Consider the following 23,387-nt stretch of genomic DNA (forward strand, 5'->3'; position numbering starts at 1 on the left):
GGAGTCATTTCTCACCTACAAAATCAGGTCCCCCAGGCGCCGGGTGGAGTCAGAACTGACCTACAAGTGGAGTCCACCGTCACCTACGAAGCCAGAGCAGGCTGGGAAGACCTTCAAACGGTCGCTTCTTACGCCCGCCAGTTGGAGGGCATCCTGCGCGAGGGCGACTCTGCCTTCACTGTCTCCGAAGACGGCGGCAGGCTCGAACGCCGGATGGACGAGACGCTCCACGCCACCTACAACAAGGCTGTGGCTGCTGGGGCTTCGAAGGCAGAAATGGCGGCCGATCATCTCCGTGCAGCGTTCTCCGAGGCGTACGGGATCAAGCCCGACCCGAGCGCCGCCTACTCCCGTGCTATCAAGGCCGTTGAGGCCGTCGCCAACCCGCTCTTCCTTCCCAACACGCCCGAGCCCACCCTCGGTAAGGTGCGCGCCCACTTGGACCAGGGGCGGCACAAGTACGAGATGGTCATCTCCGACAAGACGGGGGCGCCCGCAGACATTGACGCGGTCGTCGCGATGATCAGCCTGCTCTGGCACGGACAGCGGGACCGCCATGAGGGAGGACCCACCAGTGCTCCTGTGACCCAGGAGGCTGCGGAAACGGCCGTGCACACGGCCGCGATCCTGGTCCACTGGATCTCTAGCGGCAGCATCCGGAAGAAGTAGCGCGGCAAGGTGGCCGCAACGGCACCCGCTTACGAGTCGAGCGGCTGGCGCAGGTGCAAGTAGCAGCGCAGCCGTACGCCGGGCTCGCACGCGTCTCGGGTCGTGTGCTCCGCTGTCGCCGTCGCCCACCGTTCGGCGAGCAGCTGTTGGAAGGCCAGGGCGGTGGCGTCGTCGGCGGCCGCGACGTCGACGACGACCAGGCCCGACTCACTCACGTGTGCCTCGTTGATCAGGTTCATGTACGGCACTACGCCCGGGCGCCCTGGCAGAGTTCCGTCCCTGCCGTGTCATCACCCGACCGAGTGGCTGGCCGTCAGGGGCTGTCGCCGCCCCAGTCCCAGCGGGCGGGATCGCCGGGGCGTGGGTCGTACAGTGCCCGCCCGCCGGGGCCGAAGTGCCCCAGCTCGGTCTGGAGGCAAACACCGGTGTCGATCTCGTCCTGCCTCCAGCCGGTGATGTCGAGCAGCAGCCCGTCCAGCGGCCCGCCGACCAGTTCGGCGTAGGCGCGGCCGGGGCGGGGACCTGGGTGAGGGTCGTCTGCGTCGTGACCGTAGACCCGGCCTCGCAGCAGCTGCTCGTCATCGCTGTCCATGCCGTTCAGCCTTGCAGCCGCCACTGACAACGCGGGCTTGCCCAGGTGGTCCTGGGCAAGCCCGACGCTGCCGGTGGTGGCTGGAGTCAGGTCCGGAAGCGGGAGAACCAGCCGCCGGCCTTCTGGTCGGCGTGCGCCGCCTCCGTCCCCTGGCGCTCGCGTTCGTCCAAGCGTGCCTGCTGCTCCGCTTCGAGCGCCCGGTACTTGCAGCCGTCGCACAGATGCGGGTGGCTGTCCCCGTGATCCCATTCGACCGCGAGGCTGGCCTTCCACCGGTCGTCGGTGAACTTCTGCCCGCAGTCCCCGCACGCCGGGCGCTGAGCCTCGCGTTCGGCGGCTTCCTGCGCCTGGTGGCGCCGCGCGTCGTCGGCGCGGCGAGCGAGGAAGGCGTCCCGGCGGGGGTTGCCGATCGCGTCCCACAGGTTCTGGTAGCCCTCACGGCCGAAGCGCCAGAACACGGGCCCGGCCGGGCCGTGCTCGCGCAGCAGCTCCAGCGTGGTCGCCACGATCGGCATCTTCCCGTTGTAGACGCGGAAGCCGCCTTCGGCCCACTGGCCCTGCCAGTGCTCGCGGGTGAGGTCGGCGACCCGCTCCATCTGCTTCAGCGCGGACCGCTTGCCGACCTGGTGGAAGACGAGCAGGACCGGCGGGTGCGACGCGTCGCCCCACCGGGGATCGGGCGCGGACCATCGGGTGCGCCACATCGGCTTCTCCTGGCCGTCGGTGTCCTTCGCCCTGCGGTGGAAATGGCGCATGTACTTGTCGAACTTGGCCGCGATGACCGGGGCTTCCTCGGTGCAGTTGTCGGCCTCGATGAACAGCAGCGGCAGCCCGGCCTCCGGGGCGACGAGGACGATGTCGGCCCACGCCCCTCCCACACCGGGGTTCTTCCACGTGCCCGTCGACGGAAGCGCGACCTCGGTGGCGTACGAGGTGATGGTGCCGATCCCGTTGTGCGTGTCAACGGCGGCCTGGGCGGCCACGAGGGCTTCGGCCGGTTCACCGGCCACCAGGTCCAGGTCGGGCTTCGGGCGGATCATCGCGATCACCGTCTCGTTGACCGTCATCGCGTGCGAGGCACCCGAGCGGCCCGCGCTCTTGGGCATGCCGCCCATCTCCTCCGGCCCCGGTCCAACTCGAGTCCGGCGGCGGCCAGCCCGTCCTTGGTGAGCAGGCGCACCTCCTCTCCCCCTCGGGTGCGGCCACCATCGACGGACAGGCCGTGCCTGCGCAGATCGTTGAGCGCACCGCGATGAGAGGCGGTGCGCGCCTCCTTCCGCGCAGCCGCCGTCTTCTTCGTGGTGTGCCGGTACGTCAGGTGCGGTGAGGACAGCCGCTGGATCTGATCGGCCGTCGCAGCCTTGAGCACCCCGAGCGCACGCAGCACATCGGTGCGCAGTCCGGTCGACGATCCCGCCTCGTTCGTCTTGCGCTTGCCCGCCATCAGCCCCGCCCGGCCGCAGAGGGCACCAGGCGCGCCCTGAACCTGATGATCGCCTCCACCACTGACACCCCACCCCCACCTATTTCCCAGGGCTTGGTCAGTGAGAGGAGGAGAGAAGAGGGTTGTGACGACGCGTCGTCACGCCGAAAAGCAGCGGTGTGCTGCGGAAATGCGGTCAGCGTTCGTGCCGGGCACGGAAGTGGGTACGGCAGTGGGATCGCAAGCGCCGGCGGCAGGAGGCAGCGGCGGGTTGCACGGCCGACCAGTTCTCCCGGCGCTGGGCGCGCGGCTGGCCGTTCGTCGGTGCGGTCAGGGTACGGCGGGCGCCTGTGGTCGGTCATCATCCGGTCTCTCCCTTTGCGCGTTGGCCTCCTCCACCGGCCCCGTGAGGCCGGTGGCGTACCCGCGCGAGAGAGAAGCCGACCCGATGGCTCGGTGGCCGCTGCATGCCCCTCCTGCGGGCGCGTGGCGGCCATCGTGAACACCCACCCCTTGTCCTCGACCTGATGGCGGCCGATAGCGAAGTCAGTCAAGGAGAATCACCCGGGCTGGGCGGGCCGCACCGACTCGGACAAGGGGGTGTGGTCGGACTCAATCGAACCCCTTGTCGAGTCTTGGTCCACCTCATGGTCGGGGCCGACCACGCCGTCGCGGGTGAAAAGGGACACCAAGAGCTCAGAGGGGCGTCCGGCAAACCACCACCGGTCCCTTATCTTACCTAGGTAAGATAAGGGGCATGAGTGGTATCTCCCGGGTCACTGACCCGTTGCTCGACGTCCTGGAGGTGTTCCTTGGTGCTCTCCGTGACGGCCCGAGGGATCTACATGGCTGGGCCATCATGAAAGAGACCAAACGGAGCGGGCCCACCGTCTACGGAGTACTCGATCGCCTCGAAGAGGCGGGATGGGTCACATCTCGCTGGGAGGAGCAGCCCGCAGAGAACAAGCCGCGTCGGCGCTTCTACACGATCACCCCGAACGGCCGGGTCGCAGCAGCCAGCCTCCTTGCAGAACGTCGGCCCAGCGCTGTCCAATCAACTCCCCAGGCATTCGGACGTCCCGGACTGGCTGGTGGCGTCTGATGCTCACGGAAATTGTGATCGCGACCGTCGTGGCTCTGCTGACGAACGAGTTCTGCGACGTCTCACCTTGGATCGCCAAACGCCTCGTGGGCTGGGCTGCCCGTCGCTCGTACCGGGATCCTGCTCGTGCCGAGGTTCGAGCCGAGGAGTGGGCGGCGCTCATTGATGAGCGCCCGGGCAAGCTGTTCAAGCTGTTCACCGCAACCGGCTTCTTCCTCGGTGCCCTCGCAGCCTCTACCAAGCGGTCAACGACCCGCCGCGCGCTTGAGGCACTGCTTGGCGCCGGGGATATCGCCGCGGCCCTTGCGTCGCGCCTCGGACACCGGAATGTGCGACTCTACGAGGTCCTTCTCCAACTGGGCACCCGCCTCGGGTCGAAGGACGCTCGAGTCCTGCTCGCTCAGTTTCAGGAGATGGACGGCCGGCTCGAAGAAGCGATCCAGACCTACAAGGGAGCGCTTGGCCATGGCACGGCATGGGTCCGCCTGACGGGACTTCTGGAGATGCACGGAGAGATCGACGAAGCCATCAGGGTCTACACCGGGGCGCTTGAGCTCTACGAAGACCGCTGGCTCGCCGAGGAGATCCCAGTGAATGCCTTGTCGGAGCTCCTCATCCCCTATCGGTACGCACGTGCCGAACTGGTCCGGCTTCTTCAAGCCCAGGGCCGGGTAGATTCGGTCCTCGCCCTCCACCAGGACAGGTTTACTGCGCACTCCCCCGAAGAGCGGGCAAGGCTGGCGGACCTGGAACGGCTGCAGGTCACTCCGGAGTACCTGCTGCACTCTGACTGCGAACTCATGCCCGACGTCGGGCAGCCAGCGCACCGATTCCGCGACAAGGGATGGACCGCTCGCCTCCTGCTCTCAGGAATGCTGGAACTGGAGGGATGGGTGGACGAGTCCATCGCAGTCTGTAAAGCAGCCACCGGCAAGGATCACTACGCCGAGTGGCGCATAGAGGCTCTGTTGGAGCGATACGGCCCAACCATGCATACCGAGCCGCACCGGTTGGAACACATCCTGTCCGCGGTACTGCAGGCGAATCGCCACCCTGCCCTGGTCATGGCAGGCAGCGCGGAGCCGCTCCAGTAGCAAAGTGACTTCAGAAGCAGCGTCTCGCCATATACCGGCCGGGGCGCTGCTTCGCTCGCCCCGGCACACGGTGCGCGACGCGTCGTCCGCACCTATCGCTGGCGGCACCCGCAGTGCGCGGGCTGCGGTGGCTTCCGTCGGTCACTGGGGTATTGCCGCGAGCGCCAACGCCCCGGTGGCTTCGGGGGCGGGTAGGCCACCTGGCGCCGCCGGATCTCCTCAACGAGGTGCTTGAGCTGTCGCGGTCGCTCCGGTGAGAGCTCCAGCCGGGTCGGGTCCATCACGAAGCCTCCGTGCTCAAGGGGTTGGTCACCGCACCCTCGCCGCCGCCGCCCGCCGCCCGCCGGCTCCGGGGCCTGCCCGCCGGTCGCGTCCCGACGGCTGGCCCGGCGACTTCGTCCCGCGTCCCGCATCACGGATCCCACCGGCCTGCTCCTGGCGGTCACAGCCGCTGGCCCGGTCCACGGCCCTGTCCGTGCTCGGGTCCGGGCTGCTGATGCTGACTGCCCGGGTCGGTGGCCGGGGGATTCTGCGCACTCGGTGCGCTGTCGGCGGCGACCTGGTCCGCACGCTCGTTGGCGTTTTTGCGCAGCGCGGCGAGGTGCTGCCCGGCGCGACCGAGGCGGCTGATCTGGTCGGCGGTCAGCTCCAGGGCTTCCAGGTCGGTGCGCAGCGCGGCGACGTCGACGACCGGGTCGGCCTTCTTCCGTACGGGCTTCTCCTCTTGGCCGAAGAGGAGGAGCTGCTCGGGTATCGCCGCCTGCTGGTGCGCGAAGACGTCGTACGGGTCGCGGCCCGTACGGCGGGCGGTGCGCAGCCGGGCAGTGAGCACGGTGCTGGCGATGACGGCGCGGTCGTGGCGCAGCGGCACGCGCGGGATGTCCCACTCCCCCGGCTCCACGGGCAGGAGCGGCCCGGCCGGGTCGGCAGGCGGCTCGCGGTCGGCGTCGTGGTCAGGAGCCGCAGTCGGCCGTCGCCGTGCGGGTGGTGGGCCGGGTGGTGCCCACCGGGCGGTGTAGAGGCGGTAGTCCGGGCTGCGGCCGCGCTCGGTTCGGGCCTCGGTGATGTCGGTGCAGTGCGCGGCGAGCGCGGCGTCCACGATCGTCCCGTCCAGGCCGGGTTCGCGGCGCCTGCCGCGCTGGACGAGGGCGAGGTGACGGCGGGCTTCGGCGAGCAGATGGCGGCGGTGGAAGTAGCCGTCCTTGTGCATCACGAACACCGTGGCGGTGACGGCGACGGCCGCCAGGCCGACGTCGACAACGGCGGCGACCCGGGCCCGGATCGCCCGGGCTGCCGCGCGGGCGCGCTCGAGGAGGGAGTCGATGAGGTGGGCGCCGGCCTTGAGGAAGGCCCGCGCGCTGTCCCGCCAGTCCTCGCGCAGCTGCATGAGGGAGCGGGGCTTCGGCTTCGCGGGGCGGGTCTTGCGGGCGGCGATCCGGTTCAGCTTCGCCCTCGCCCGCTCGGAGACCACGGGCGCGAACTTCAGGTTGCCTTCGTCGTCGGTGGCGGTGACGTACTCGTGCTCCAGCTCAGTGAGGCAGGCGGCGATCTGCTCGCCGCGGCGGGCAGTCCAGCGGATCAGCTCGTGCGGGACACCGGCGACTTCCATGACAGGTCGGCGCCCGGCGGTGACGGTGCGCGGCTCGGAGGCCAACTCCAGCGCCTCGCACGCCTCAGCCATGACGACTTCGTTGTAGAGCGCGGACGCGGCGACGGCCGACTCCAGCAGGGCCTCGGAGTGCACCGCGCCCCAGACACCGTCCGGGCGCAGGCCCCGAAGAGACAGAAGGAGGTGATCGTGCAGCAGCGGCATTCCCGAGCGGGCCTCGTAGTGGCGGAAGCGGGCGGCGGCCAGACCGTGCACGGGACGGGTACGGCGGGGGCCGCCCGCGCCCTACCGGATGACGGCGACCTCGTCCTCGATCCAGGCGAGCACCACGGCGATGGCCCGCTCGTGCGCGGCCTCGATCGCCTTCCGCGTCTCCTCATCCCCGAGCGCCCACAGCAGTTGCAGGGTCGGCTGCGGCCGGAACACGAGATCGGCCCCGGTGACCTTCACCTTGCGTCCGAGCGCACCGGCCCGGCGCGCGGCCGCGGGCGTCTTCCCCGCTGCCAACTGCTCGGCTACGAGCCGTTCGGCATCCGGGTGCCGGCCTTCGCCATACAGGGAACGCAGCTGCGCCTCGGTCACCTCCTGCCCGAGCGCGAGACCAAGGTCGGGCAGGCCCCGCCCCATCCATCTGCCGACCGGAACTCCGGCGTCCCGCTGCGCCTTCCGAAGTGACTTGCGGCCCGGTCGACGGCCGTCGCCAACGAGGACCTGGCGCAAGTAGTAGCGGTACATCTGCCCGGCGGTAATCAGCGCTATATCCATCACGCAGACCACGCCACACGGGCCTGCCCAGCAAGAAAAGCCTGGTCAGCGTTCCCTCCCGCCAGGCGGGAGCCGCGTCCGAACTTTCTTTCCGAGTGCCCGTCAGGCGGGAAGCGTCGCTGGACCGGTCAGCGAGTGTCATCGCTCTCCGGTCCAGCCCCGACACCACCCCGAACCCACACCAGAGAACACCGACACCCCGTCAACCAGCGCACGCCCTCATACCGCTCCCCCTACCGCCTCCGTCTTGTAGATCAATGAATCTGGATAGCGGCGGCGACGATGAAGGCGTTGAGAGCGTCCTGCAACTCTTGTTCGCGTTCAGCCAGTTCGGTTCTCGTTGCTGCCCTACGGATTGGACTGATGGCGTCGGAGGCCGATGCAGCAAGCGTGACGAGCATGTCGTCTTCGGCGAGGAGCCGGACTCTGAACTGGGCGTTTTCTGTGGCAGCGCCAAGCCGGTCGCACTCGGTGAAGGCCTGTCGGGTCTCGGGGCTGTCGGCGTCTCTTCGCAGACTGAACCAAAGGGCAACTGTCCCTTGTTTGAGTGCCGTTACCGCTCCTGCGTAGGCGCTGTAGGTCGTCAGACGTTCCTGGCGCAGTTGCAGGGAGCGGGCGAAAACCTCCGCTTGCGTACTGGAACGGCGCTGGAAGGTAAAGGTGATGATGGATCCCAACAGGGTTCCAGCGACAGCGATCAAGCTGGCCAGCACAACCTCCATGTCCGAATCTCACCACTCAGACGCACACGCGCACAGCCCATTCACGGTACTTCGACCAACACCAAGACCACTTCGGCGCGGGCTCGTCTGCCTTCTGCTGCGGCACACTGGGAGCGTGGATGAGGAAGTGGCGGCGTATCTCGCGTGGGCACAGGGCTTGTCGGCCGACGAACTGGACGCTGAGATCCTGCTGAGCTTCCCCGGACTCGGCATCCAGCTCGCCGCCCGGATCCTCGCTGAGATCGGGGAGACCACACCCGCTTCAGCGACGCCCGCGGTCTGAAGGCGTACGCAGGCGCCTCACCCGTCACCAGGGCCTCCGGGAAGAAATCGTCCATCACACGGCGGTGGGTGAAGAACGACCGGCTCAACCACGCCGGCTACCTCTGGGCCTTCTCCTCCCTGCGAGCCTCCGCCGGTGCCGACGCCCATTACCGGCGACGACGCGAGCACGGAGACTGGCACGCAGCCGCCCAACGCAACCTCTTCAACCGCATGATCGGCCAGCTCTACCACTGCCTCCAGAAGCAGGAGCTCTTCGACGAGCAGTCGGCGTTCCCCGCGCCGTTGGCAGCGGAGGCAGCAGCCGCGTGACCAGTGAAGACGCCTTGCTCGCGGCTGCGACGATGCCGATCATTCGCCCATGAGACCCGAAGTGCAGACGTTCGTCGCCGACGGCCCGCTTCCCGACTGGGACGCGAGCGAAGAAGAGATCGACAGACGCATCCAGCAGCTCAACGCGATCCCGAAGCCGGTCACAGAAGAGGAAGCCCGGGCGCTTGTCTCCTGCTTCGGCCCGGACGACTGCTACGGCGTCGCCTGGACACTCCTCCACCTCATCGAGACCGGCCCAAACCCCGTGCTCGCCACCCAGCCTGCAGCCCACGCCAACGAGTGGCACCAACGGCTCTACGACCGCGCCGTGTTCGGAGGACTCATCCCGAAAACTTGACGGCATAGCAACGTGAGGTGTCTGCATCGACGTCTTATGCGCCTACCTCCGATTGCCCTCCTCTCCTGACCCCGGCGGGCTGCCCGATGGCACCTCTCCCACCCAAGAACAACATGAGGCGCACCAGGACCAGAAGCACCTGTACCGCGCCCTGCGCGAGGTTCGGCATACGATCCTGCGTCTCATCGGCGACCACTACCGACGTCCATTGGGGACTCACCGCTCCTGGGAGGGCTGTGATCTCGACTTCACCGGCATCACCATCGACTGTGACGTGAGCTTTCAAGGCGCGACGTTCTCCGGCGGCCTGGTCAACTTCGCCCAGGTCGTGTTTTCCGGCGGCTCCTCGATGTTCTCTCGCGGCACGGTGTCCTTCAACGGCGCGGTGTTCTCCGGCAGCTAGTGCCGCATCAGGCAACGTTCGCCCCGTCGTGATGCGTCGCCCGGATGCTGTGCCGGGCGGCTGGACCGTCAGAATGATCACGTGGCTGAACGCGTGCAGGTCCGTGAGATCGATGACGACGAGGGCAGGCGGTTGCTACGGATCGTCCGACGGGGCACCGGGTCGGTGGTGACCTGGCGGCGAGCCCAGATGGTGCTGCTGTCCGCCCAGCGCATGCCCGTGGCGAAGATCGCTGAGGTCACGTTCACCAGCGCGGACCGGGTCCGCGACGTGATCCACAACTTCAACGCCGACGGCTTCGACTCGCTCTACCCGAAGTACAAGGGCGGACGGCCGAGGACGTTCACGCTGCCCGAGCGCCGGGAGATCAAGAAGATCGCCAAGTCCAAGCCGGTCGAGCACGGCCTGCCGTTCTCGACCTGGAGCGTGGCCAAGCTGGCCGACTTCCTGGTCGCCGAGGGGGTGGTCGACGACATCAGCCATGAGGGCCTTCGGATCCTGCTCCGCGAGGAGGGCGTCTCGTTTCAACGCGTGAAGACCTGGAAGACCTCCCGCGACCCTGACTACGCGGCCCAGAAGGCCCGCGTCGAACACCTCTACGCGATCGCCGATGGCGAGGTCATACCCGAGGAGGGCGAGCCCGAAGTCGTTTTCTGCATGGACGAGTTCGGACCGCTCAACCTCCAGCCCCACCCCGGCCGCCAGTGGGCCGAACGCGGTGGCAAGGGCAAGGACCCTGACCGTGAGCCCCGGCCCCGGCGGCGCGCGACCTACACCCGACCGCACGGGATCCGGCACCTGTTCGCCGCCTACGACCTCGCCAAGGATCAGCTCTACGGCCACATCAAGAAGACCAAGAACCGCTCCAAGTTCCTGGAGTTCTGCCGCTACCTGCGCTCGCTGCACCCGGCTGATGTGCGCATTGCGATCGTCTGCGACAACTACTCGCCGCACCTGACGACGAAGCGGTGCCAGCGAGTCGCAACCTGGGCCGCGGCGAACAACGTGGAGATCGCCTACACCCCGACCAACAGCTCCTGGCTCAACCGGATCGAGGCCCAGTTCACCGCCCTGCGCTACTTCGCCCTCGACGGCACCGATCATCCCAGCCACAAGGCCCAGGGCAGCATGATCCGCCGCTACATCATCTGGCGGAACAAGCACGCCGCCGCCGACGAGCGCCTACGCGAAGTCGTCACCAGGGCGAACGTCGCTTGACGCAGCGCCAACTCCGCATTGTGCGCCGCCACCTGTCAGCTACTGCGTACTGCCGTCGTCGAGTCCGGCGATGACTCTGACGTCCGCTTCGGACATGTCCAGGATCCCGGCGATCAGGCGGGCCTGCAGCAAGTTCGGATTGTGTCCGCGGCGGAGCATGTGGATGGTGGACATCGACAGTCCGGCGGCCCTAGCCATGTCCCTGACCGGAATCCCGCGCTGATCCATCAACCCGGTGAGCATCCGTCCGAACGGATGGGGCTCCGACCGCCCGGCAGGGGCAACGGCCGGGCCGATGACAACGTCACCGATCTTGGCCTGGAGGCGCATGAGTTGGTCGCCCGTGAACCCGACTTTCGCGACGAACGGCAGGCTCTCGCCGTTGTCGGAGGCGACGGTTCCCGGGATCGACACCTCGGTGAACCTCACGGCGGGATCGCAGCGGTGATCCCCGGTCTCTACGGGATGTCCCGGCTGGACGCGGTCGACTCTCCAGTCGCGGTTCCACCACGGAAGGTCCTGCAGCGTCTGGTTGAAGAAGGGCGGCAGGACGGTCATGTCCACCGGGTCCGGAGGATTCTTCTGACCTCCCCATATGACACCGGGCCAGTACCTCAGTGCCGCGATCACGTCCGCCGTCAGCGCGCGGTTGGCAGTCTCCACGGCCACACTCTCCCCCAGTCGACGGAGCAGTCTCCCACGACGGGGGCAAGCGTTGCCTGATGCGGCACTAGCTGCCGTCACCGTACGGGACACGGGACAGCCCTTATCCATCTGCCTCGCTCATTTCCGGCCTTCGCCCACCAACCCGGAGAGGACCACGAATCACGAAGCCCCGGGTTCCGCAGCAGCAGATCCCGACTCCGGTCTACGCTGAGCGCGATCAGCACGATCGTGTGGGAGGAACACCCCATGGGGGACCAACCGGCCGAGGGCATACCGGTCGTACGCGTGGAGACGGTGGAACTGGACGCCCGCGGAGCGCGGCAGATCGCGAGCCGGGCTCGGCTCTCCGCTCCGCTGAGTGACCGCTCCAGCGAAGTACGGGAAGCGATCCAACAGGCGGCAGTCATTGCTCAGGACGCCCTTGCTCAGACGCCGGAACGTCACGGCTGGTCCGTCACCGGCATGCAAGTGGTCTTCGGGCTCACACTCGCGGCCGAGGCCGGGGTGATCCTCTCGAAGGCCTCTGCGGAGGCGTCTTTCGAGGTGACGCTCACCGTTGAGCGGAGTATCGGCGCACCATGAGCCAGGACTACTGGGTGCGAATCAGTGAAGGTGACCGGTGCCTAGGCGCCGGTCTTCTCATCACTCGGGCGTTCGTCCTCACAGCACTGCACTGCCTGCGCTTACGCTCCCCGGACAACTCACGGCTTGATCTCGAACTACCTGACGGACGTCGCGTTTCCGGTCTCTTGTGCGACGAGATCAAGGATGCTGACCTCGCGCTCATCGCTGTCGAGAACGCCCACTCTCACGAGCTCCCGCTCGCCGCCCCGACCGACTGGCCGCGCCCAGGCGTGAGATGGCGAGGCACTTACTGCCCTCCCGGCGAATACACGCAGCTGAGCGGAAACGTGGAGCATGAGCCGATCAACTACGGCAGCGTCGAGGGCGGAGTGTTCAAAGCTGTACAGCTGAGGGTGGAGCAGCGTCTGGGAACCTATGCGGGCTACTCCGGGAGCCCGGTGGACACCGCTGCTGTGCCACGCCATCATCCCGAACAGCGAGGCGAGCAGGCTCAACGGCGGGTAGTGGGCATCCTCATGGAAGAGGAGCGTAACCGGGAGGATCCTTCTAAAGGCACGAATGTACTCTTCGCCGCTTCTGTACTTCACGCGATGGGCAGGTTTCCCCAGCTCAACGTGGGCCATCTTCGACAACAGGTGTCTGTCCCGGAGCCTCGTCGGTCTGACGAACTGATGCCGGTCCACACGGGTGAAGACCTCGTTGCGCAGAATCTGGCAAGTACCGACGCGTTTCTCAGGCAACTGCGGGCGTGGGAGGAAGACGGCGTCCTCACCCCCGCAGAGGCCAAGAAGGAGCGTCGCCGGGCTGTACGACAACTGAGTAAACGTCTGTTTTGGAGACGGAGAACGTGATGCCCCACGCCTCTGATCCCAGGTGGCGGCAAAGGCTCGGCATCGCCGAGCGTGCCGTCCGCGACGATCGGGAAGCCCTCGTACCGCTCCAACAGGAGCTGGCTCTCCTTCCCAACGAGGTGGATTTACTCAACACGCCAGCTGCTGCTGGCCACTTCGCCTACTTCCTGGCGCTGCTGCGAGAGCTGGGAACGGGCCAGGACTACCAGAACGCAGTCGAAGTGGCCCAGCGCTGGGTCGAGACCGGGCAAGTACCCGCACGGCATCGGTGCGCGGTACACAACAGACTCGCCACCGTCTTCGACGAGGCTGGGCACGTCAGCACCGCTCGCGCGACACTCGATTCGGCGCTCCGCGCCGCACAGACACGGGCAGAAAAGGCCTACACGCTCGCCCACCACGGTGTTCTCGCGGCCCGGCACGGCGACTGGCAACAGGCCACCGCCTACGCCCGGCGGGCGCAGCGTCGGACTCGCCTCACGGACCGAGGCGTTCAGTGGCTGGAGATACGGATGCGCACGGTCGCCGTTCTCTTCTTGGCCGCCCGCCGCCACGAGGACAACAGCAACGCCAGGAGGCTGTCCCAAGCCCTGGAAACGATATGCCAGCAGCAGATCGACCGTTGGGGAAGCAACCACCCACGCGCAGTCGAAGCCCTGGTGACCATGGCCTCCGCGCGCCACGCCGTAGCCCAGATCGACGGCGATCTCGACAGCATGGACAGGCTGACCGACGTGCTCGCCGTAGCAGCACAGCGGACCTCGGTCACGCTCGGTGCCGAGCATCCTCAGACGAGATCGGTCCGCACCGTACTCAGTCAAGTCCACGACGCCACAGAGCAAGCCCGCGCCGAGCGGTCGGCAATCCAGCAGCGTTCGAAAGCCCGCAGCGAACAGATGCCAGAATTCGACGGGCTGGTCCTTGAGGTGCTGGTCCATGGGGTGGGCGGGGCAACACCCGAGAGAATGCTCGACGATCCACACCCGGTACGGATCACCGGCGACGACACGGCGGCCGTCTTCCAACGCGCCAAGGACGTCGAGGCCGAACACGACGGGCACCGCACCGGATCGGTGCCTGAGGCATACGTCTGGGGCAACCTTGCTTCCGGCAACGGCACACGCGCCCTGTGGCTGTTGCTGCTGCCGTTCATGGTGGTCAACATCGCCCACTGGATGTGCCCCACCGCGCGGGGCCGCGGACGCACGGTGCGCCTGTACGGCCTTCTGGTACGGCTCGTTGGCCTGACCCTCACGGTCTTGCTGGTCGCCGCCGCCTGCGAGGTGGCACTGGATCTGGCGGCGTGGCAGTGCGCGGGCACGCGTGCGTGCACCGATCGGCACTCCTGGCTGGGCTTCCTGTCACCCGATATGTCGGACGGCGGCTGGTGGAGCAGACCCGGCCGCCGCCTCGCCGTCGCCGCCTTGGTCCCGGCCACGCTCACCGGCCTGCTGTGGTTCCTGTCCCGCCGTACCTGGAGCGCGTACGAGTCCCAGCGGCCGCCGACCCACGGCCCTGAGCCCGCCGACGAGAACATCCGTACGGCGCTGGGGCGGCCCGGGTTCTGGTACGGGCGTCGGCTGGTCGCCCGGCTGCGCGCCGCGCACACCGCGGCTGGCCTGCTGACGGTCGCTGCTGCGGTCGGCTCAGCGGCGGCACACTTCGACCGCGAGCCAGCCGGACCCACACTGCTGGACACACTGGGGTGGCTGTTGATGGCGGCGATCGCTGCCACCGCCGCCGTGGTGGTGTGGGCAGTCTGCCGCCGAGGACGCAGCGAGAAACGTCTCGACCAGGAACTCGACGAGCATCTCGCACGACGCCTCCCGCTCGCCGCGCTCGCCCTGCTGGTCCTCTCCGCGGTGTACGCCGGGTGGGAGCGTCCGGGGTGGGAATCCGGCGGCAGGCTACCCGGTGACACGACCTTCGGTGACATCGCCTTCGTCCAGGGACTGCTGGTGATCGCTCTGGGCGTGGTCGCGTACCTGCTACATCGCGCGCATCCCGACCCGCGCGCCGCGATGCGCGGCCTGGGCGGGCCCGCCATGACGACTCTGGCCTGCGCCCTGGGCGGCGTGATGTCCGGCGGAGTGTCACAGCGGGTCGCCGACTGGCTGGACGGCACCGGAACGAGCATCCCCGGCTCGCCAGTCCTGCTGATCTGGCAAGCGTCCGTGATCCCGCCGTTGCTCGTCGTGCTGCTGGTGTTGTGCGGTTGGCTCGGATGGCGAACCTCGCTACTGGGCCGGACCCTCCGGAACGCGGTCGATGACGGCTACCCCGGAGAACCCAAAGACGCGGCGCGCACGCAGCGCATCGCCCGAACCTACGCCATGGCCACGCTCAACCGCGGCCCCCTCGTCATTGCGGTGGCCGCCTCCACGTCCTTACTCCTCGGCGTCGGGGCCCAGGTGGGCGTCCTCACCACTAACAAAACGCCCGGCGAGGCCGCACACGACACGTACGCGCTCGTCGAGGGCGTTGTCCAGACCGCGCAGGCGCTCGGATCCTGGCTGATCAGCCTCGGATTCGTACTGTTCGTCACCTGGAGCCTCCGTGCCTACAAGGACCCGGCCGCGCGGCGCACCATCGGCATCCTCTGGGACGTCGGCACCTTCTGGCCGCGCGCCGCACACCCCTTCGCACCGCCCTGCTACGCCGAGCGCGCCGTGCCCGACCTGACCTGGCGCATGGCCACCTGGACCGAGGAGACCGGCGGCCGGCTGGTCATCTCCGGGCACTCCCAGGGCAGCGTCCTCGCGGCAGCCGCCGCCTGGCAGCTCAAGCCGTCCGTGCGCAAGCGCGTCGCGCTGCTGACGTACGGCTCACCGCTGGAGCGCCTGTACGGGCGCTGGTTCCCGGCCCACTTCGGCCCCGCCGCGCTCACCTCGCTCCACCACGACGTGGCCTGCTGGCGCAACCTGTACCGGCTCACCGACCCCATCGGCGGCCCCGTACACCTGCCCGGCGACTGCGGCCCCGAGGTGGACCGCCCACCGCTCAAGGACCCGCTCGCCTACGGCCGTACCAAGACGCATCCGCTGCCCGCGCCGATCCTCGGCCACTCCGACTACCAGGCCGACCCGGCCTTCGCGGAGGAGCGCGAGGAACTGCTCGCCCAGATGCGAACAGAATTGCCGTCCGAAAGGACGGTTCCATCATTGGATGCAGCGGCCCCGTGGCAGTAACGCATCTACGGGCTGACGCGACAGCAGAGGGCCCATTTGAGGCATCGGTGGCGCGGTCTACAGCGGGAGCGTTATGCCGAGTTCCGGCATGGCGGTGGAGGGCGGGCCGCCTTCGGAGCGTTCGGTCTTGTAGCCCTTGACGCGGGGTTCGAGGGTGCGGGGGTCGACGCCTCCTGCCGCATCACCCAGGCCAGACCGGCCCAGCCACCCCGGCGTCATCCACTGCAGACCCGGTGACACCCTCACTCAGATTCACAGGCCCCTCCGGGGCCCCGTTGGCCCTGCCGCCTCCGGCAGCAGGGTTGCGAGACAGGGAGAGAGGAGAGGAAGAGAGGGGCATAGCCGACCTGTCGCCGGTCATCACTGACCGGTGGACACTCCCCCACCCGCGCGACGGCCCCCGCCGACGCGCGCGCAGCCCGCCGGTAGGCTGCGTGCCTACCTCCTACCAGTAGGTTGCCTACCTTGAGCAGGAGATCGCCGTCCTGCGACGCAAGCTCGCCGACTCTCCGCGACACACGAGGATTCTCGAAGAGCGGATCGTCGAACTGCAGACCAACCTGGCCGGCGTGTCCGCACAGAACGAGCGGCTCGCCAACACACTCCGAGAGGCCCGCGACCAGATCGTGGCCCTCAAGGAAAAAGTCGACCGGCTCGCACAGCCACTGCGTCCTGTCCATGCCCCGCGGGGCAGCCGTCGTGTACCCCAAGGACGCGGGCCAGATCCTCGCCTTCGCCGACATCTCCCCCGGCGCACGCGTCGTCGAAGCAGGGGTCGGCTCCGGCTCACTCAGCAGCTTCCTGCTCCGCGCCATCGGCGACCAGGGCATGCTGCACTCCTACGAGCGCCGCGAGGACTTCGCCGAGATCGCCCAGCAGAACGTCGAACGCTACTTCGGCGGCCCCCACCCCGCCTGGCAGCTCACCGTCGGCGACCTCCAGGACAACCTCAGCGACACCGACGTCGACCGCGTCGTCCTCGACATGCTCGCCCCCTGGGAATGCCTGGAGGCCGTCTCCAAGGCCCTCGTCCCCGGCGGCATCGTCTGCTGCTACGTCGCGACCACCACCCAGCTCGCCCGGACCGTCGAATCCATCCGCGAGATCGGCTCGCCAGCGCCCGCCTGTTCGCGCGACACCACGGCCACCGCGATCCTGCTCGACTACTCCTCACTCGACGTTCAGAGCTGCTGCCCCGACGTGAACGAGCATGCCAAGTAGCAGTGGAAGAACGGCGCGTCCGGGCCGTACGCCTCGCCCCTGTCCGAAACCCGACGCACATGGATGTAGTCCCCCGGACACTCCTTGGCCGAGTCCACCACATCCGTCAGAAGCAATAGAGGCACGGGTGTTGTGGCGCCCTTGTCCTGGAGCAACTCGTCGTCCGAACCCTTCACATGCGAGGCCGTCAATCTCCAGCTCGAACACCTCTGACGCACCTGCGTACTGCATGACCCCACGGTCCGGAGTTCCCATTCGCCGCAATGCATCGACTGGGGACCGCGGGCCGACCGGAGAACCCGGGGGCAGTGCCCATGATGATGATCTCAACGCCGCAGATTAGGCACATGGTGGAGAGGATGCAGGGCGCGGCGAGAACGCGGTTACCGGGGAAGCAGAAGCGAGGGCGGCACTCCGCTACGAAATCTGGCGCGGCAAAGGGCGGGCTGATGCGCTCGTCCATGCTGATGGCGGCGGGGACTGTGGTGTCCCGGGCGACGGGCCTGCTGAGAACAGTCCTACAGGCCGGCACGCTCGGGACGGGACTGCTCTGGCCACGACGTACAACCAGGCCAACGCGGTGCCGACGAGTCTGTACTTCCTGCTCATCGGCGGCGCTGAACTCCGTACTGGTTCCGCAGTTGGTGAGGGCCAGGATGGAGCAGCCGGATGGCGGACGTGCCTTCGAGCAGCGTCTGGTCACCCTCACGATGTCCGTGCTGGGAATCGGCACGCTGCTGGCCGTGTGGGCGGCGCCGCAGATCATCAGCCTCTATCAGAGCGACTCACCGGCCAACCACGAAGCGTTTCAGCTGACGGTGGTCTTCGCGCGGTTCCTGCTTCCGCAAATCTTCTTCCACGGACTGCTCAGCATCCTGGGCCAAGTGCTCAACGCCCGGAACAAGTTCGGCGCGATGACGTGAACCCCGGTCCTCAACAACGTCGTCCTGATCTCCATGTTCGGCGTACACCTCGGCATGATGACCGTCCCGGACTCCGTCCAGGACATCACGCAGACCCAGGTCACGCTGCTCGGCGCGGGCACCAACCTCGCCCTGGCGATCCAGGCTCTTGCCCTGATCCCCTTCTCCAGGGCCGCCGGCTTCCGCTTCCGCCCACGTTTCGACTGGCGCGGCACAGGCCTGGGCAAGAGCATCAGCGCGGCCCGCTGGACCCTGCTGTTCGTCCTTACCAACCTCGTAGCCAGCACGGTGGTGACCCGCTACGCCTCCGCCGCAGACACGACACTGCCCAAGGGCGGCGTGGGCTTTTCCGCCTACACCTACGCGCAGACCATCTGGTCGCTGTCGCAGTCGGTCATCACTGTCTCGCTGGTCACCGCCTTGTTGTCGCGGATGAGCCGGCCCGTCGCCGAACACCGCCTGGACGGCATGCGCGGCGATCTCTCCCGGGCCCTGCGGATCAGCGGCGTCGTCATCTTTCCCGCCGCCTTCTTCTTCGTGGCCCTCGGCCCGGAAATGGCGCAGGTGATCTTCGCTCACGGGGCAGCCGATTCAGCGTCCATCGTGCCGCTGGGCCAGATACTCCAGGCTTTCGGACTCGGCCTGATCCCCTTCTCTGCGCAGTACATGCTGCTGCGTGGCTTCTACGCCTTCGAGGACACTCGGACCCCGTTCTGGATGGCCGTGTGGATCAGCACGGCAAACATTGCCCTGGCCACCGCCTGCCATCTGCTGAGAACCCATCTTCAAACCGGTGAGAGGCCTGATACTGGCGACCTCGCGTATTCAACTGTCGCCAATACGCCCACTAGGTAAGGGCGAACATCACTTTCTGTAGCTAGTGCCGCATCAAGCAACGTTCGCCCTGTAGTGCCGCGCTATTTGAAGGACGTGGCCGCAAGAGGGGAGAAAGCCACCCCAACTCCGGAGGCTGGACGCGCCATTGCTACCGAAACGGTCATGAGGTCAGCGGTTGCCGTCTGTGGAGCCAGCGGAGCTGGGTTCGAGGACTGTGGGACTGGCGGTGGTGTGCGTGGTGAGGTTTTCGCCGTCCTGGGTCGCTTAGCGGGCTCCCGCAGGGGCACGGAGCTGTTCGGCCAGCCGCTCGAGTTCGGCCGCCGTGGCAGAGGGGTCATTGAGCCCGCTGTGCACGGCCGTCGGGCTCTTCGGGCGAGGAGCGAGACGTCGTGGCCCGACCCGGCGCAGGATGTCGTGCGAGACGGCGGTCAGGTGGGCCATGTCCTGCTCGGAGCAGGATCCGTTGGGGCGGGCCTTTCAGGCTGCGTGGGGGCGCAGGCGTGCGGCACTGCGTCCCAGTCGGATAGCTCCGGCCAGCGGGATCACCATGGCGATCAGGAATATGCCGATGAGTTCCTCGGCACCGAGGCCGCCGGCGAGAACGAACAGTGCGGCAGCCGCGGGGATCACCAGTAGGGGTGAGAAGGCGCAGAGGATGCCCAGGCGCTTGTCCCGCCTGGTCCATGCTGGAGAGCGCCAGATCCGCACGGCGGCAAGGACGGCCACTACGAGGCCGATGCCGAGGACCTCGAAGAACGGGGCAGCCAAAACCATCATGCCCAGGGTCAGAGTGGTGCGCGCGCTGCTTTGCGGCTGCAGCGGGGTGACGCCGGGTTCTTCGGCGATCGCGGCGGCGGCAATCTCCCGGGGGGTGCCGAGCTGGTCCAGAGCCTGCTGGACCGCCGCGTCATCGGCACCCTGTGGCAGCACAGACTCGATGTGCTCGCGCAGGTCCGCCAACAGGTCACGGCGCCGGTCGTCGGACAGCACTGCTGCCTGCCTGTCGACCGAGGCCAGGTAAGCGCGAACCAGCGGGTGGGTCAGGGCGTCGCTCATGATTCAGCTCCAGAAACGAGAAAACGGTCAACAGCATCACGGAAACCGGGCCAGTGCCCGGAGAACTCCGCCAGGGCTTGTCGACCCTGGTCGGTCAGTTCGTAGTACCTGCGAGACGGCCCGCTGGCCGACTCCACCAGGTACGTGTCCGCCAGGCCACTTCTGCGCAGACGAGACAGCAGCGGATACAACGTCCCCTGGCTGGTCGCCATGACCGGCGTATCCGCAAGAGCCTCCAGCAGCTCCACCCCATAGCGGGGCCTGTCACACAGCAACGCCAGGACGCAGTACTCCAGCACGCCCTTGCGCAGCTGGCTCACACCGCGGGCCTCCACGTGATTGCTTGCTTTGCCAGCTACCATGCAATGCATACTACGCGACGTGTCAACCCCGGAACTGGCAACCTCGCATAATCGGCTGTCGGGTATTCCTCGATGAGTGAGGGTCCGTGGTCACCGTGTGTGGTCGCCGGGCGCGTAATGCTGCCAGGTTCCTCCGGCCTCGGCGGCAAGCTGGGCGGTGGTGTCGTCGTGGTAGCCGAGCATGCGGGCGATCACAGGGGCGGGGGCCTGGAGGACCAGGTGGCGGATTGCCGCCGTGCGTCCCCGTTGGGTGGGGAAGCCCAGGCGGCGGAGCCGGAGTTCGAGGGTTTTCGAGGTCATGGGCTGCCCGGCCCGGCGGCCGGGGAACAGCCAGCGGGCTGCGGGGTTGGTGGCGGTCATGGTGTTCGGCCGTTCGTTGAGGTAGGTCAGCATCAGTCCGGCGAAGGGCTCGGGAACGGGGGACGGCGGGTCTCCGAGGCGGACGAGGACCTCGCCGTCTTCGTGAAGGATGTCGTTGGTGGTGAGCCGGACGATGCGGGTGAGGGGTTGTGCGTAGAGGAGGACGAGCACGGCGGCGACCCGGTCCCGGCTCGGGACGTCCTCACGGTTCACGGTCTGTCGCAGCAGCGCGAGGCGCTGGTGCTGGGCGATCGGGGCGGGGTTGCTCGTGGAGCGGTGCGGGACGACGAGGGCGGGTGCGTGCTTGGCGCGCATCGCCCATCGCAGGAAGGCGTGGGTGAGGCGCCGGGCGGTGTAGCCGCCTGCGTACCAGGTGTCGACGTCGGCCTGGGTGCAGGCGGCAAGGCCGCGTCCGCGTTGGGCGAGGTGGTTGAGGAAGGAGGTCGCGAGGCGGATCTCGTCGCGGGCCTGCCGGATCTGGTCGCTGGTCAGCGGGCCGCGGCCAGCCAGAGTGCGCAGGCGGCGCTGGATGTGCCAGGCGGCGAACAGCCCCAGCAACCGCCGGTGGTCGGTGTCGCCGACGGCGGGAAGTTTCTCCGCGAGCCATCGCTGGAAGAGCAGCAGTTGCCGGTCGGCCGGGGGCAGGACGCCGGTCTGCATGAGCAGGTCGCGCAGGTAGGCGACCGAGCGCCAGGGGGTGAGCCGGCTCAGTCCGTCGTGGGTGAGCGGGACTTCGCCGTGGGCCAGGGCCCGCAGGTTGCGCTGGACGTGTGGGGGTGGCCGGTCCAGGTCATCCCGCCCCACGGGCGTTGCATCTGCCGCAGGGCGTCGAACAGGGGGAGGAGTTCGGCCCGGACGGATCCGGTGCCGTCGTCGAGGAGCCCGCGCAGGCGCTCGGTCAGGACGCACCGGCCGCAGATGCCGCGCCGGTAGCGCCTGGCCTCCTTGCCGCATTGCTCGCAGAAGAAGTCTCCGAGTCCGCCGGAGCAGTCGGTGCAGAGCTTGCCGCCGTCCGGTGCGAGGCCGGGGGTGAGCCGCTCGACACCGCAGTCAACGCAGGTCCCGTAGATCTCCAGGGCCCTGGTCATGCAGCATTGGCAGATGTAGCCCTCGGGCCAGTGGTTCGCTCCCGGCCGCAGTGCCCGGCCGCAGCGGGTGCAGAGCAGGTCCTCGGCGCGGATGCGGGTGCGACTCATCCTTCGGGCCGGATGCGGGCGCGCTTGGGGCGGATCGCCGACAGGTCGACGACCGCGTCGCTGGTGGCGACCTTGCGGATGGTGGCGTTCTCGGCCTTGGTGGCGATCAGGTCGGCAGGGGTGCACTCGAAGATGTCGCAGAGCGCGGCCAGCACCGGCAGTGAGAGCCGTTCAGGGGTGCCGGTGACCAGGCGGTGGACCTGGGAGAGCGACAACGCGATGCCGCGTTCGGCGAGTGGTGGGGCGAGCTCGCTGGTGGTGAACATCCCGGCAGCGGCCATGAGCTCGCGCAGGCGCCATTGGTAGCTGACCTGGCGTTTCATCAGGCCCTCCTGGCGGGTTTGAGTGCGGCCTCGACCGTGGCGTCCAAGGCCCGCCGCAGGGTGCGGGTACGGAAGTCGGAAGAGACACAGGTGTAGATCGAGGTCGTGCTGGCATGATCGTGGCCGGCCTGGGACTGCACGAAGAACGCGTCCCAGCCGTCTTCGATCAGGTGGGTGACGTAGGACCTTCGCAGCGAGTGGAAGTCCAGGACCGGGTCCAGGCCGAGGTCGTCACGGTAGGCGGCGAAGCGGGAGTCCAGTCGCTGGAGACCGACCCGCCGTCCGCGCTCGGACGGCCACAGAGCGGGCCCGTCCGCGTGGCGCATGGCGGGCCGGACCTCGCTCGTCCATTGGTCGAGGATCTCGGCCGACCACTCAAATACCGTCAGCACGCTGCGGCGTTTGGGCGGCGAGCCCTTCTTCGCCTTGCCGTGGCGGACGTAGAGGACGCCGTACTCACCGAACTCCGGGCCTTCGGGGTTGCGGCTGAAGTCGGCGGTGTCCAGCATCCTCGTCTCGTTGCGTCGCAGCCCGTAGGCGTACGCGGTCTTGAGCAGCATCGCGTCGCGGAAGGCCGGCAGCCAGCCCTTGCGGCCGTGTCCGCGGACCCGGCTCACCTGATCGTCGGCGTGGTCGAAGAACGCCTGCAACTCGTCCCGGGTGAAAGCCCGTTTAGGGGACTCGGCCTCGCACTCCTGCATGTGCACAGCGGTATTCCACTCATGACACACCTGGATCGGATGGGTACCGAACCGCCGCTCGCACTCGGCCGCCCACTCGTAGGCCGGGTCGGTGGTGTAGTCACAGAACAGCCGCACGGCCTCCTGGTAGCCGCGCAGCGTCGAGCGTACGCAGCCACGGACCGCCCGCAGGTCGCCGAACCACTCGTCCGCCAGCGGCGAAGACCAGTTCCAGGGGAAGGCGTCGGCGTGCGCGGCGAACGCCCGCACCTTCCGCTCACGGCTGTTGATCGTCGACAGCGCGAGGTTCCGGGCCAGCTGCTGGTTGCGCCAGCCGTTCAGCATCGCCTCGAAGACCTGCTCGTCCGGCCGCAGCAGCGGCACCCCGTCGGCCAGGTGCAGCCGCGCGGCCCCCGGCGCGGTCCTGTCATTGCCCATCATTTCGTCACGCTCCGTAGATCGCATCCGCCGCGAGAATCTCGCATCAGATGCGAAGCCTGGGATGGAACGGCAGGTCAGCCATCCGATCGAGTGAAGCGGAACGACACGGGCCCGGCCCGTCAGCTACCGTCCCAACAGGCACGCCGGAG

General features: G+C 68.0%; 21 protein-coding genes and 7 pseudogenes. 13 read left to right on the forward strand and 15 right to left on the reverse strand.

Annotated features, from left to right (window positions below):
* The first annotated feature begins 66 nt into the window (after positions 1-66).
* A complete protein-coding gene (locus tag ACWDR4_RS28435; protein ID WP_450412943.1) occupies positions 67-669 on the forward strand; it encodes a hypothetical protein in 603 nt (200 codons plus the stop codon).
* A gap of 29 nt (positions 670-698) precedes the next feature.
* Here the strand turns inward: ACWDR4_RS28435 and ACWDR4_RS28440 are convergent, their stop codons facing one another.
* The 4 genes from ACWDR4_RS28440 to ACWDR4_RS28455 all read right to left on the reverse strand — a co-directional run bounded on the left by ACWDR4_RS28440 (position 699) and on the right by ACWDR4_RS28455 (position 2,705).
* Positions 699-908, reverse strand: coding sequence for a DUF6207 family protein (locus ACWDR4_RS28440; RefSeq protein WP_450412944.1), 210 nt, complete (start codon positions 906-908; stop codon positions 699-701).
* Positions 909-982: 74 nt separating this feature from the next.
* A complete protein-coding gene (locus tag ACWDR4_RS28445; RefSeq protein ID WP_450412945.1) occupies positions 983-1,261 on the reverse strand; it encodes a hypothetical protein in 279 nt (92 codons plus the stop codon).
* Between the two features lie 86 nt (positions 1,262-1,347).
* Complete coding sequence (locus ACWDR4_RS28450) at positions 1,348-2,367, reverse strand: replication-relaxation family protein (RefSeq protein ID WP_450412946.1); 1,020 nt, start codon at positions 2,365-2,367, stop codon at positions 1,348-1,350.
* Positions 2,325-2,705 (reverse strand): hypothetical protein, encoded by a 381-nt coding sequence (locus tag ACWDR4_RS28455; RefSeq protein WP_450412947.1) that lies wholly within the window; start codon positions 2,703-2,705, stop codon positions 2,325-2,327. Before ACWDR4_RS28455 ends, ACWDR4_RS28450 begins: the two co-directional genes overlap by 43 nt.
* A gap of 736 nt (positions 2,706-3,441) precedes the next feature.
* Here ACWDR4_RS28455 and ACWDR4_RS28460 point away from each other — a divergent pair.
* The gene (locus ACWDR4_RS28460) at positions 3,442-3,786 is read left to right on the forward strand and encodes a PadR family transcriptional regulator (protein WP_450412948.1); all 345 of its coding nucleotides are present in this window, start codon (positions 3,442-3,444) and stop codon (positions 3,784-3,786) included.
* A complete protein-coding gene (locus ACWDR4_RS28465) occupies positions 3,786-4,880 on the forward strand; it encodes a hypothetical protein (RefSeq protein WP_450412949.1) in 1,095 nt (364 codons plus the stop codon). Before ACWDR4_RS28460 ends, ACWDR4_RS28465 begins: the two co-directional genes overlap by 1 nt.
* A gap of 442 nt (positions 4,881-5,322) precedes the next feature.
* Here the strand turns inward: ACWDR4_RS28465 and mobF are convergent.
* Together mobF and ACWDR4_RS28475 are read right to left on the reverse strand one after the other, a co-directional pair.
* A pseudogene (gene mobF / locus ACWDR4_RS28470) lies at positions 5,323-7,254 on the reverse strand (MobF family relaxase).
* 254 nt (positions 7,255-7,508) lie between these two features.
* On the reverse strand, positions 7,509-7,976 hold the full coding sequence (locus ACWDR4_RS28475; RefSeq protein WP_450412950.1) for a hypothetical protein: 468 nt from the start codon (positions 7,974-7,976) through the stop codon (positions 7,509-7,511).
* 166 nt (positions 7,977-8,142) lie between these two features.
* Between ACWDR4_RS28475 and ACWDR4_RS28480 the strand changes: the two are divergent.
* The 4 genes and pseudogenes from ACWDR4_RS28480 to ACWDR4_RS28495 form a co-directional block, all read left to right on the forward strand.
* Positions 8,143-8,570, forward strand: a pseudogene (locus tag ACWDR4_RS28480) (IS110 family transposase); the annotation flags it as partial.
* A 49-nt stretch (positions 8,571-8,619) separates the two neighbouring features.
* Complete coding sequence (locus tag ACWDR4_RS28485; protein WP_450412951.1) at positions 8,620-8,928, forward strand: hypothetical protein; 309 nt, start codon at positions 8,620-8,622, stop codon at positions 8,926-8,928.
* A gap of 52 nt (positions 8,929-8,980) precedes the next feature.
* On the forward strand, positions 8,981-9,331 hold the full coding sequence (locus ACWDR4_RS28490; RefSeq protein ID WP_450412952.1) for a hypothetical protein: 351 nt from the start codon (positions 8,981-8,983) through the stop codon (positions 9,329-9,331).
* An 81-nt stretch (positions 9,332-9,412) separates the two neighbouring features.
* Positions 9,413-10,549: an IS630 family transposase gene (locus ACWDR4_RS28495; protein WP_450412953.1), complete on the forward strand. Its 1,137-nt coding sequence runs from the start codon at positions 9,413-9,415 to the stop codon at positions 10,547-10,549.
* 39 nt (positions 10,550-10,588) lie between these two features.
* On the opposite strand, the gene ACWDR4_RS28500 is transcribed toward ACWDR4_RS28495, so the two are convergent.
* Entirely contained in the window at positions 10,589-11,212 is a 624-nt protein-coding gene (locus ACWDR4_RS28500; RefSeq protein ID WP_450412954.1) for a helix-turn-helix domain-containing protein, read from the reverse strand.
* Positions 11,213-11,461: 249 nt separating this feature from the next.
* Here ACWDR4_RS28500 and ACWDR4_RS28505 point away from each other — a divergent pair, with 249 nt between their 5' ends.
* From ACWDR4_RS28505 to ACWDR4_RS28515, 3 genes are all read left to right on the forward strand, one after another.
* Positions 11,462-11,797 (forward strand): CU044_2847 family protein, encoded by a 336-nt coding sequence (locus ACWDR4_RS28505; RefSeq protein ID WP_450412955.1) that lies wholly within the window; start codon positions 11,462-11,464, stop codon positions 11,795-11,797.
* A complete protein-coding gene (locus tag ACWDR4_RS28510) occupies positions 11,794-12,651 on the forward strand; it encodes a hypothetical protein (protein ID WP_450412956.1) in 858 nt (285 codons plus the stop codon). The genes ACWDR4_RS28505 and ACWDR4_RS28510 overlap by 4 nt, the downstream gene beginning before the upstream one ends.
* A gap of 896 nt (positions 12,652-13,547) precedes the next feature.
* Positions 13,548-15,839 (forward strand): hypothetical protein, encoded by a 2,292-nt coding sequence (locus ACWDR4_RS28515; protein ID WP_450413016.1) that lies wholly within the window; start codon positions 13,548-13,550, stop codon positions 15,837-15,839.
* A 57-nt stretch (positions 15,840-15,896) separates the two neighbouring features.
* Here ACWDR4_RS28515 and ACWDR4_RS28520 read toward each other — a convergent pair.
* Positions 15,897-16,016: pseudogene (locus ACWDR4_RS28520) on the reverse strand (DUF6009 family protein); the annotation flags it as partial.
* A gap of 278 nt (positions 16,017-16,294) precedes the next feature.
* Here ACWDR4_RS28520 and ACWDR4_RS28525 point away from each other — a divergent pair.
* Together ACWDR4_RS28525 and ACWDR4_RS28530 are read left to right on the forward strand one after the other, a co-directional pair.
* Positions 16,295-16,504: pseudogene (locus ACWDR4_RS28525) on the forward strand (proteasome ATPase); the annotation flags it as partial.
* A 4-nt stretch (positions 16,505-16,508) separates the two neighbouring features.
* Positions 16,509-16,949 (forward strand): annotated as a pseudogene (locus tag ACWDR4_RS28530) (tRNA (adenine-N1)-methyltransferase); the annotation flags it as partial.
* A gap of 71 nt (positions 16,950-17,020) precedes the next feature.
* Here the strand turns inward: ACWDR4_RS28530 and ACWDR4_RS28535 are convergent.
* Positions 17,021-17,276, reverse strand: a pseudogene (locus tag ACWDR4_RS28535) (ferredoxin); the annotation flags it as partial.
* Positions 17,277-17,407: 131 nt separating this feature from the next.
* On the opposite strand from ACWDR4_RS28535, the pseudogene murJ reads away from it, so the two are divergent.
* Positions 17,408-18,757 (forward strand): annotated as a pseudogene (gene murJ, locus ACWDR4_RS28540) (murein biosynthesis integral membrane protein MurJ); the annotation flags it as partial.
* A gap of 540 nt (positions 18,758-19,297) precedes the next feature.
* On the opposite strand, the gene ACWDR4_RS28545 reads toward murJ, so the two are convergent.
* From ACWDR4_RS28545 to ACWDR4_RS28570, 6 genes are all read right to left on the reverse strand, one after another.
* A complete protein-coding gene (locus ACWDR4_RS28545) occupies positions 19,298-19,876 on the reverse strand; it encodes an HAAS signaling domain-containing protein (protein WP_403589418.1) in 579 nt (192 codons plus the stop codon).
* A complete protein-coding gene (locus ACWDR4_RS28550) occupies positions 19,873-20,238 on the reverse strand; it encodes a PadR family transcriptional regulator (protein ID WP_450412957.1) in 366 nt (121 codons plus the stop codon). Before ACWDR4_RS28550 ends, ACWDR4_RS28545 begins: the two co-directional genes overlap by 4 nt.
* 90 nt (positions 20,239-20,328) lie before the next feature.
* A complete protein-coding gene (locus ACWDR4_RS28555) occupies positions 20,329-21,402 on the reverse strand; it encodes a hypothetical protein (RefSeq protein ID WP_450412958.1) in 1,074 nt (357 codons plus the stop codon).
* On the reverse strand, positions 21,306-21,794 hold the full coding sequence (locus tag ACWDR4_RS28560; protein WP_450412959.1) for a hypothetical protein: 489 nt from the start codon (positions 21,792-21,794) through the stop codon (positions 21,306-21,308). The genes ACWDR4_RS28555 and ACWDR4_RS28560 overlap by 97 nt, the downstream gene beginning before the upstream one ends.
* Complete coding sequence (locus ACWDR4_RS28565) at positions 21,791-22,117, reverse strand: helix-turn-helix domain-containing protein (RefSeq protein ID WP_450412960.1); 327 nt, start codon at positions 22,115-22,117, stop codon at positions 21,791-21,793. The genes ACWDR4_RS28560 and ACWDR4_RS28565 overlap by 4 nt, the downstream gene beginning before the upstream one ends.
* Positions 22,117-23,238, reverse strand: coding sequence for a tyrosine-type recombinase/integrase (locus ACWDR4_RS28570; RefSeq protein WP_450412961.1), 1,122 nt, complete (start codon positions 23,236-23,238; stop codon positions 22,117-22,119). The genes ACWDR4_RS28565 and ACWDR4_RS28570 overlap by 1 nt, the downstream gene beginning before the upstream one ends.
* Positions 23,239-23,387 lie beyond the last annotated feature (149 nt).

Source organism: Streptomyces sp. NPDC000878 (genome assembly GCF_053599695.1).

Coding starts and splice junctions, on each gene's coding strand:
- ACWDR4_RS28440 (WP_450412944.1), bottom strand. CDS start 908: ATGAACCTGATCAACGAGGCACACGTGAGTGAGTCGGGCCTGGTCGTC.
- ACWDR4_RS28445 (WP_450412945.1), bottom strand. CDS start 1,261: ATGGACAGCGATGACGAGCAGCTGCTGCGAGGCCGGGTCTACGGTCAC.
- ACWDR4_RS28450 (WP_450412946.1), bottom strand. CDS start 2,367: ATGCCCAAGAGCGCGGGCCGCTCGGGTGCCTCGCACGCGATGACGGTC.
- ACWDR4_RS28455 (WP_450412947.1), bottom strand. CDS start 2,705: ATGGCGGGCAAGCGCAAGACGAACGAGGCGGGATCGTCGACCGGACTG.
- ACWDR4_RS28460 (WP_450412948.1), top strand. CDS start 3,442: ATGAGTGGTATCTCCCGGGTCACTGACCCGTTGCTCGACGTCCTGGAG.
- ACWDR4_RS28465 (WP_450412949.1), top strand. CDS start 3,786: ATGCTCACGGAAATTGTGATCGCGACCGTCGTGGCTCTGCTGACGAAC.
- ACWDR4_RS28475 (WP_450412950.1), bottom strand. CDS start 7,976: ATGGAGGTTGTGCTGGCCAGCTTGATCGCTGTCGCTGGAACCCTGTTG.
- ACWDR4_RS28485 (WP_450412951.1), top strand. CDS start 8,620: ATGAGACCCGAAGTGCAGACGTTCGTCGCCGACGGCCCGCTTCCCGAC.
- ACWDR4_RS28505 (WP_450412955.1), top strand. CDS start 11,462: ATGGGGGACCAACCGGCCGAGGGCATACCGGTCGTACGCGTGGAGACG.
- ACWDR4_RS28510 (WP_450412956.1), top strand. CDS start 11,794: ATGAGCCAGGACTACTGGGTGCGAATCAGTGAAGGTGACCGGTGCCTA.
- ACWDR4_RS28515 (WP_450413016.1), top strand. CDS start 13,548: ATGCCAGAATTCGACGGGCTGGTCCTTGAGGTGCTGGTCCATGGGGTG.
- ACWDR4_RS28545 (WP_403589418.1), bottom strand. CDS start 19,876: ATGAGCGACGCCCTGACCCACCCGCTGGTTCGCGCTTACCTGGCCTCG.
- ACWDR4_RS28550 (WP_450412957.1), bottom strand. CDS start 20,238: ATGGTAGCTGGCAAAGCAAGCAATCACGTGGAGGCCCGCGGTGTGAGC.
- ACWDR4_RS28560 (WP_450412959.1), bottom strand. CDS start 21,794: ATGAGTCGCACCCGCATCCGCGCCGAGGACCTGCTCTGCACCCGCTGC.
- ACWDR4_RS28565 (WP_450412960.1), bottom strand. CDS start 22,117: ATGAAACGCCAGGTCAGCTACCAATGGCGCCTGCGCGAGCTCATGGCC.
- ACWDR4_RS28570 (WP_450412961.1), bottom strand. CDS start 23,238: ATGATGGGCAATGACAGGACCGCGCCGGGGGCCGCGCGGCTGCACCTG.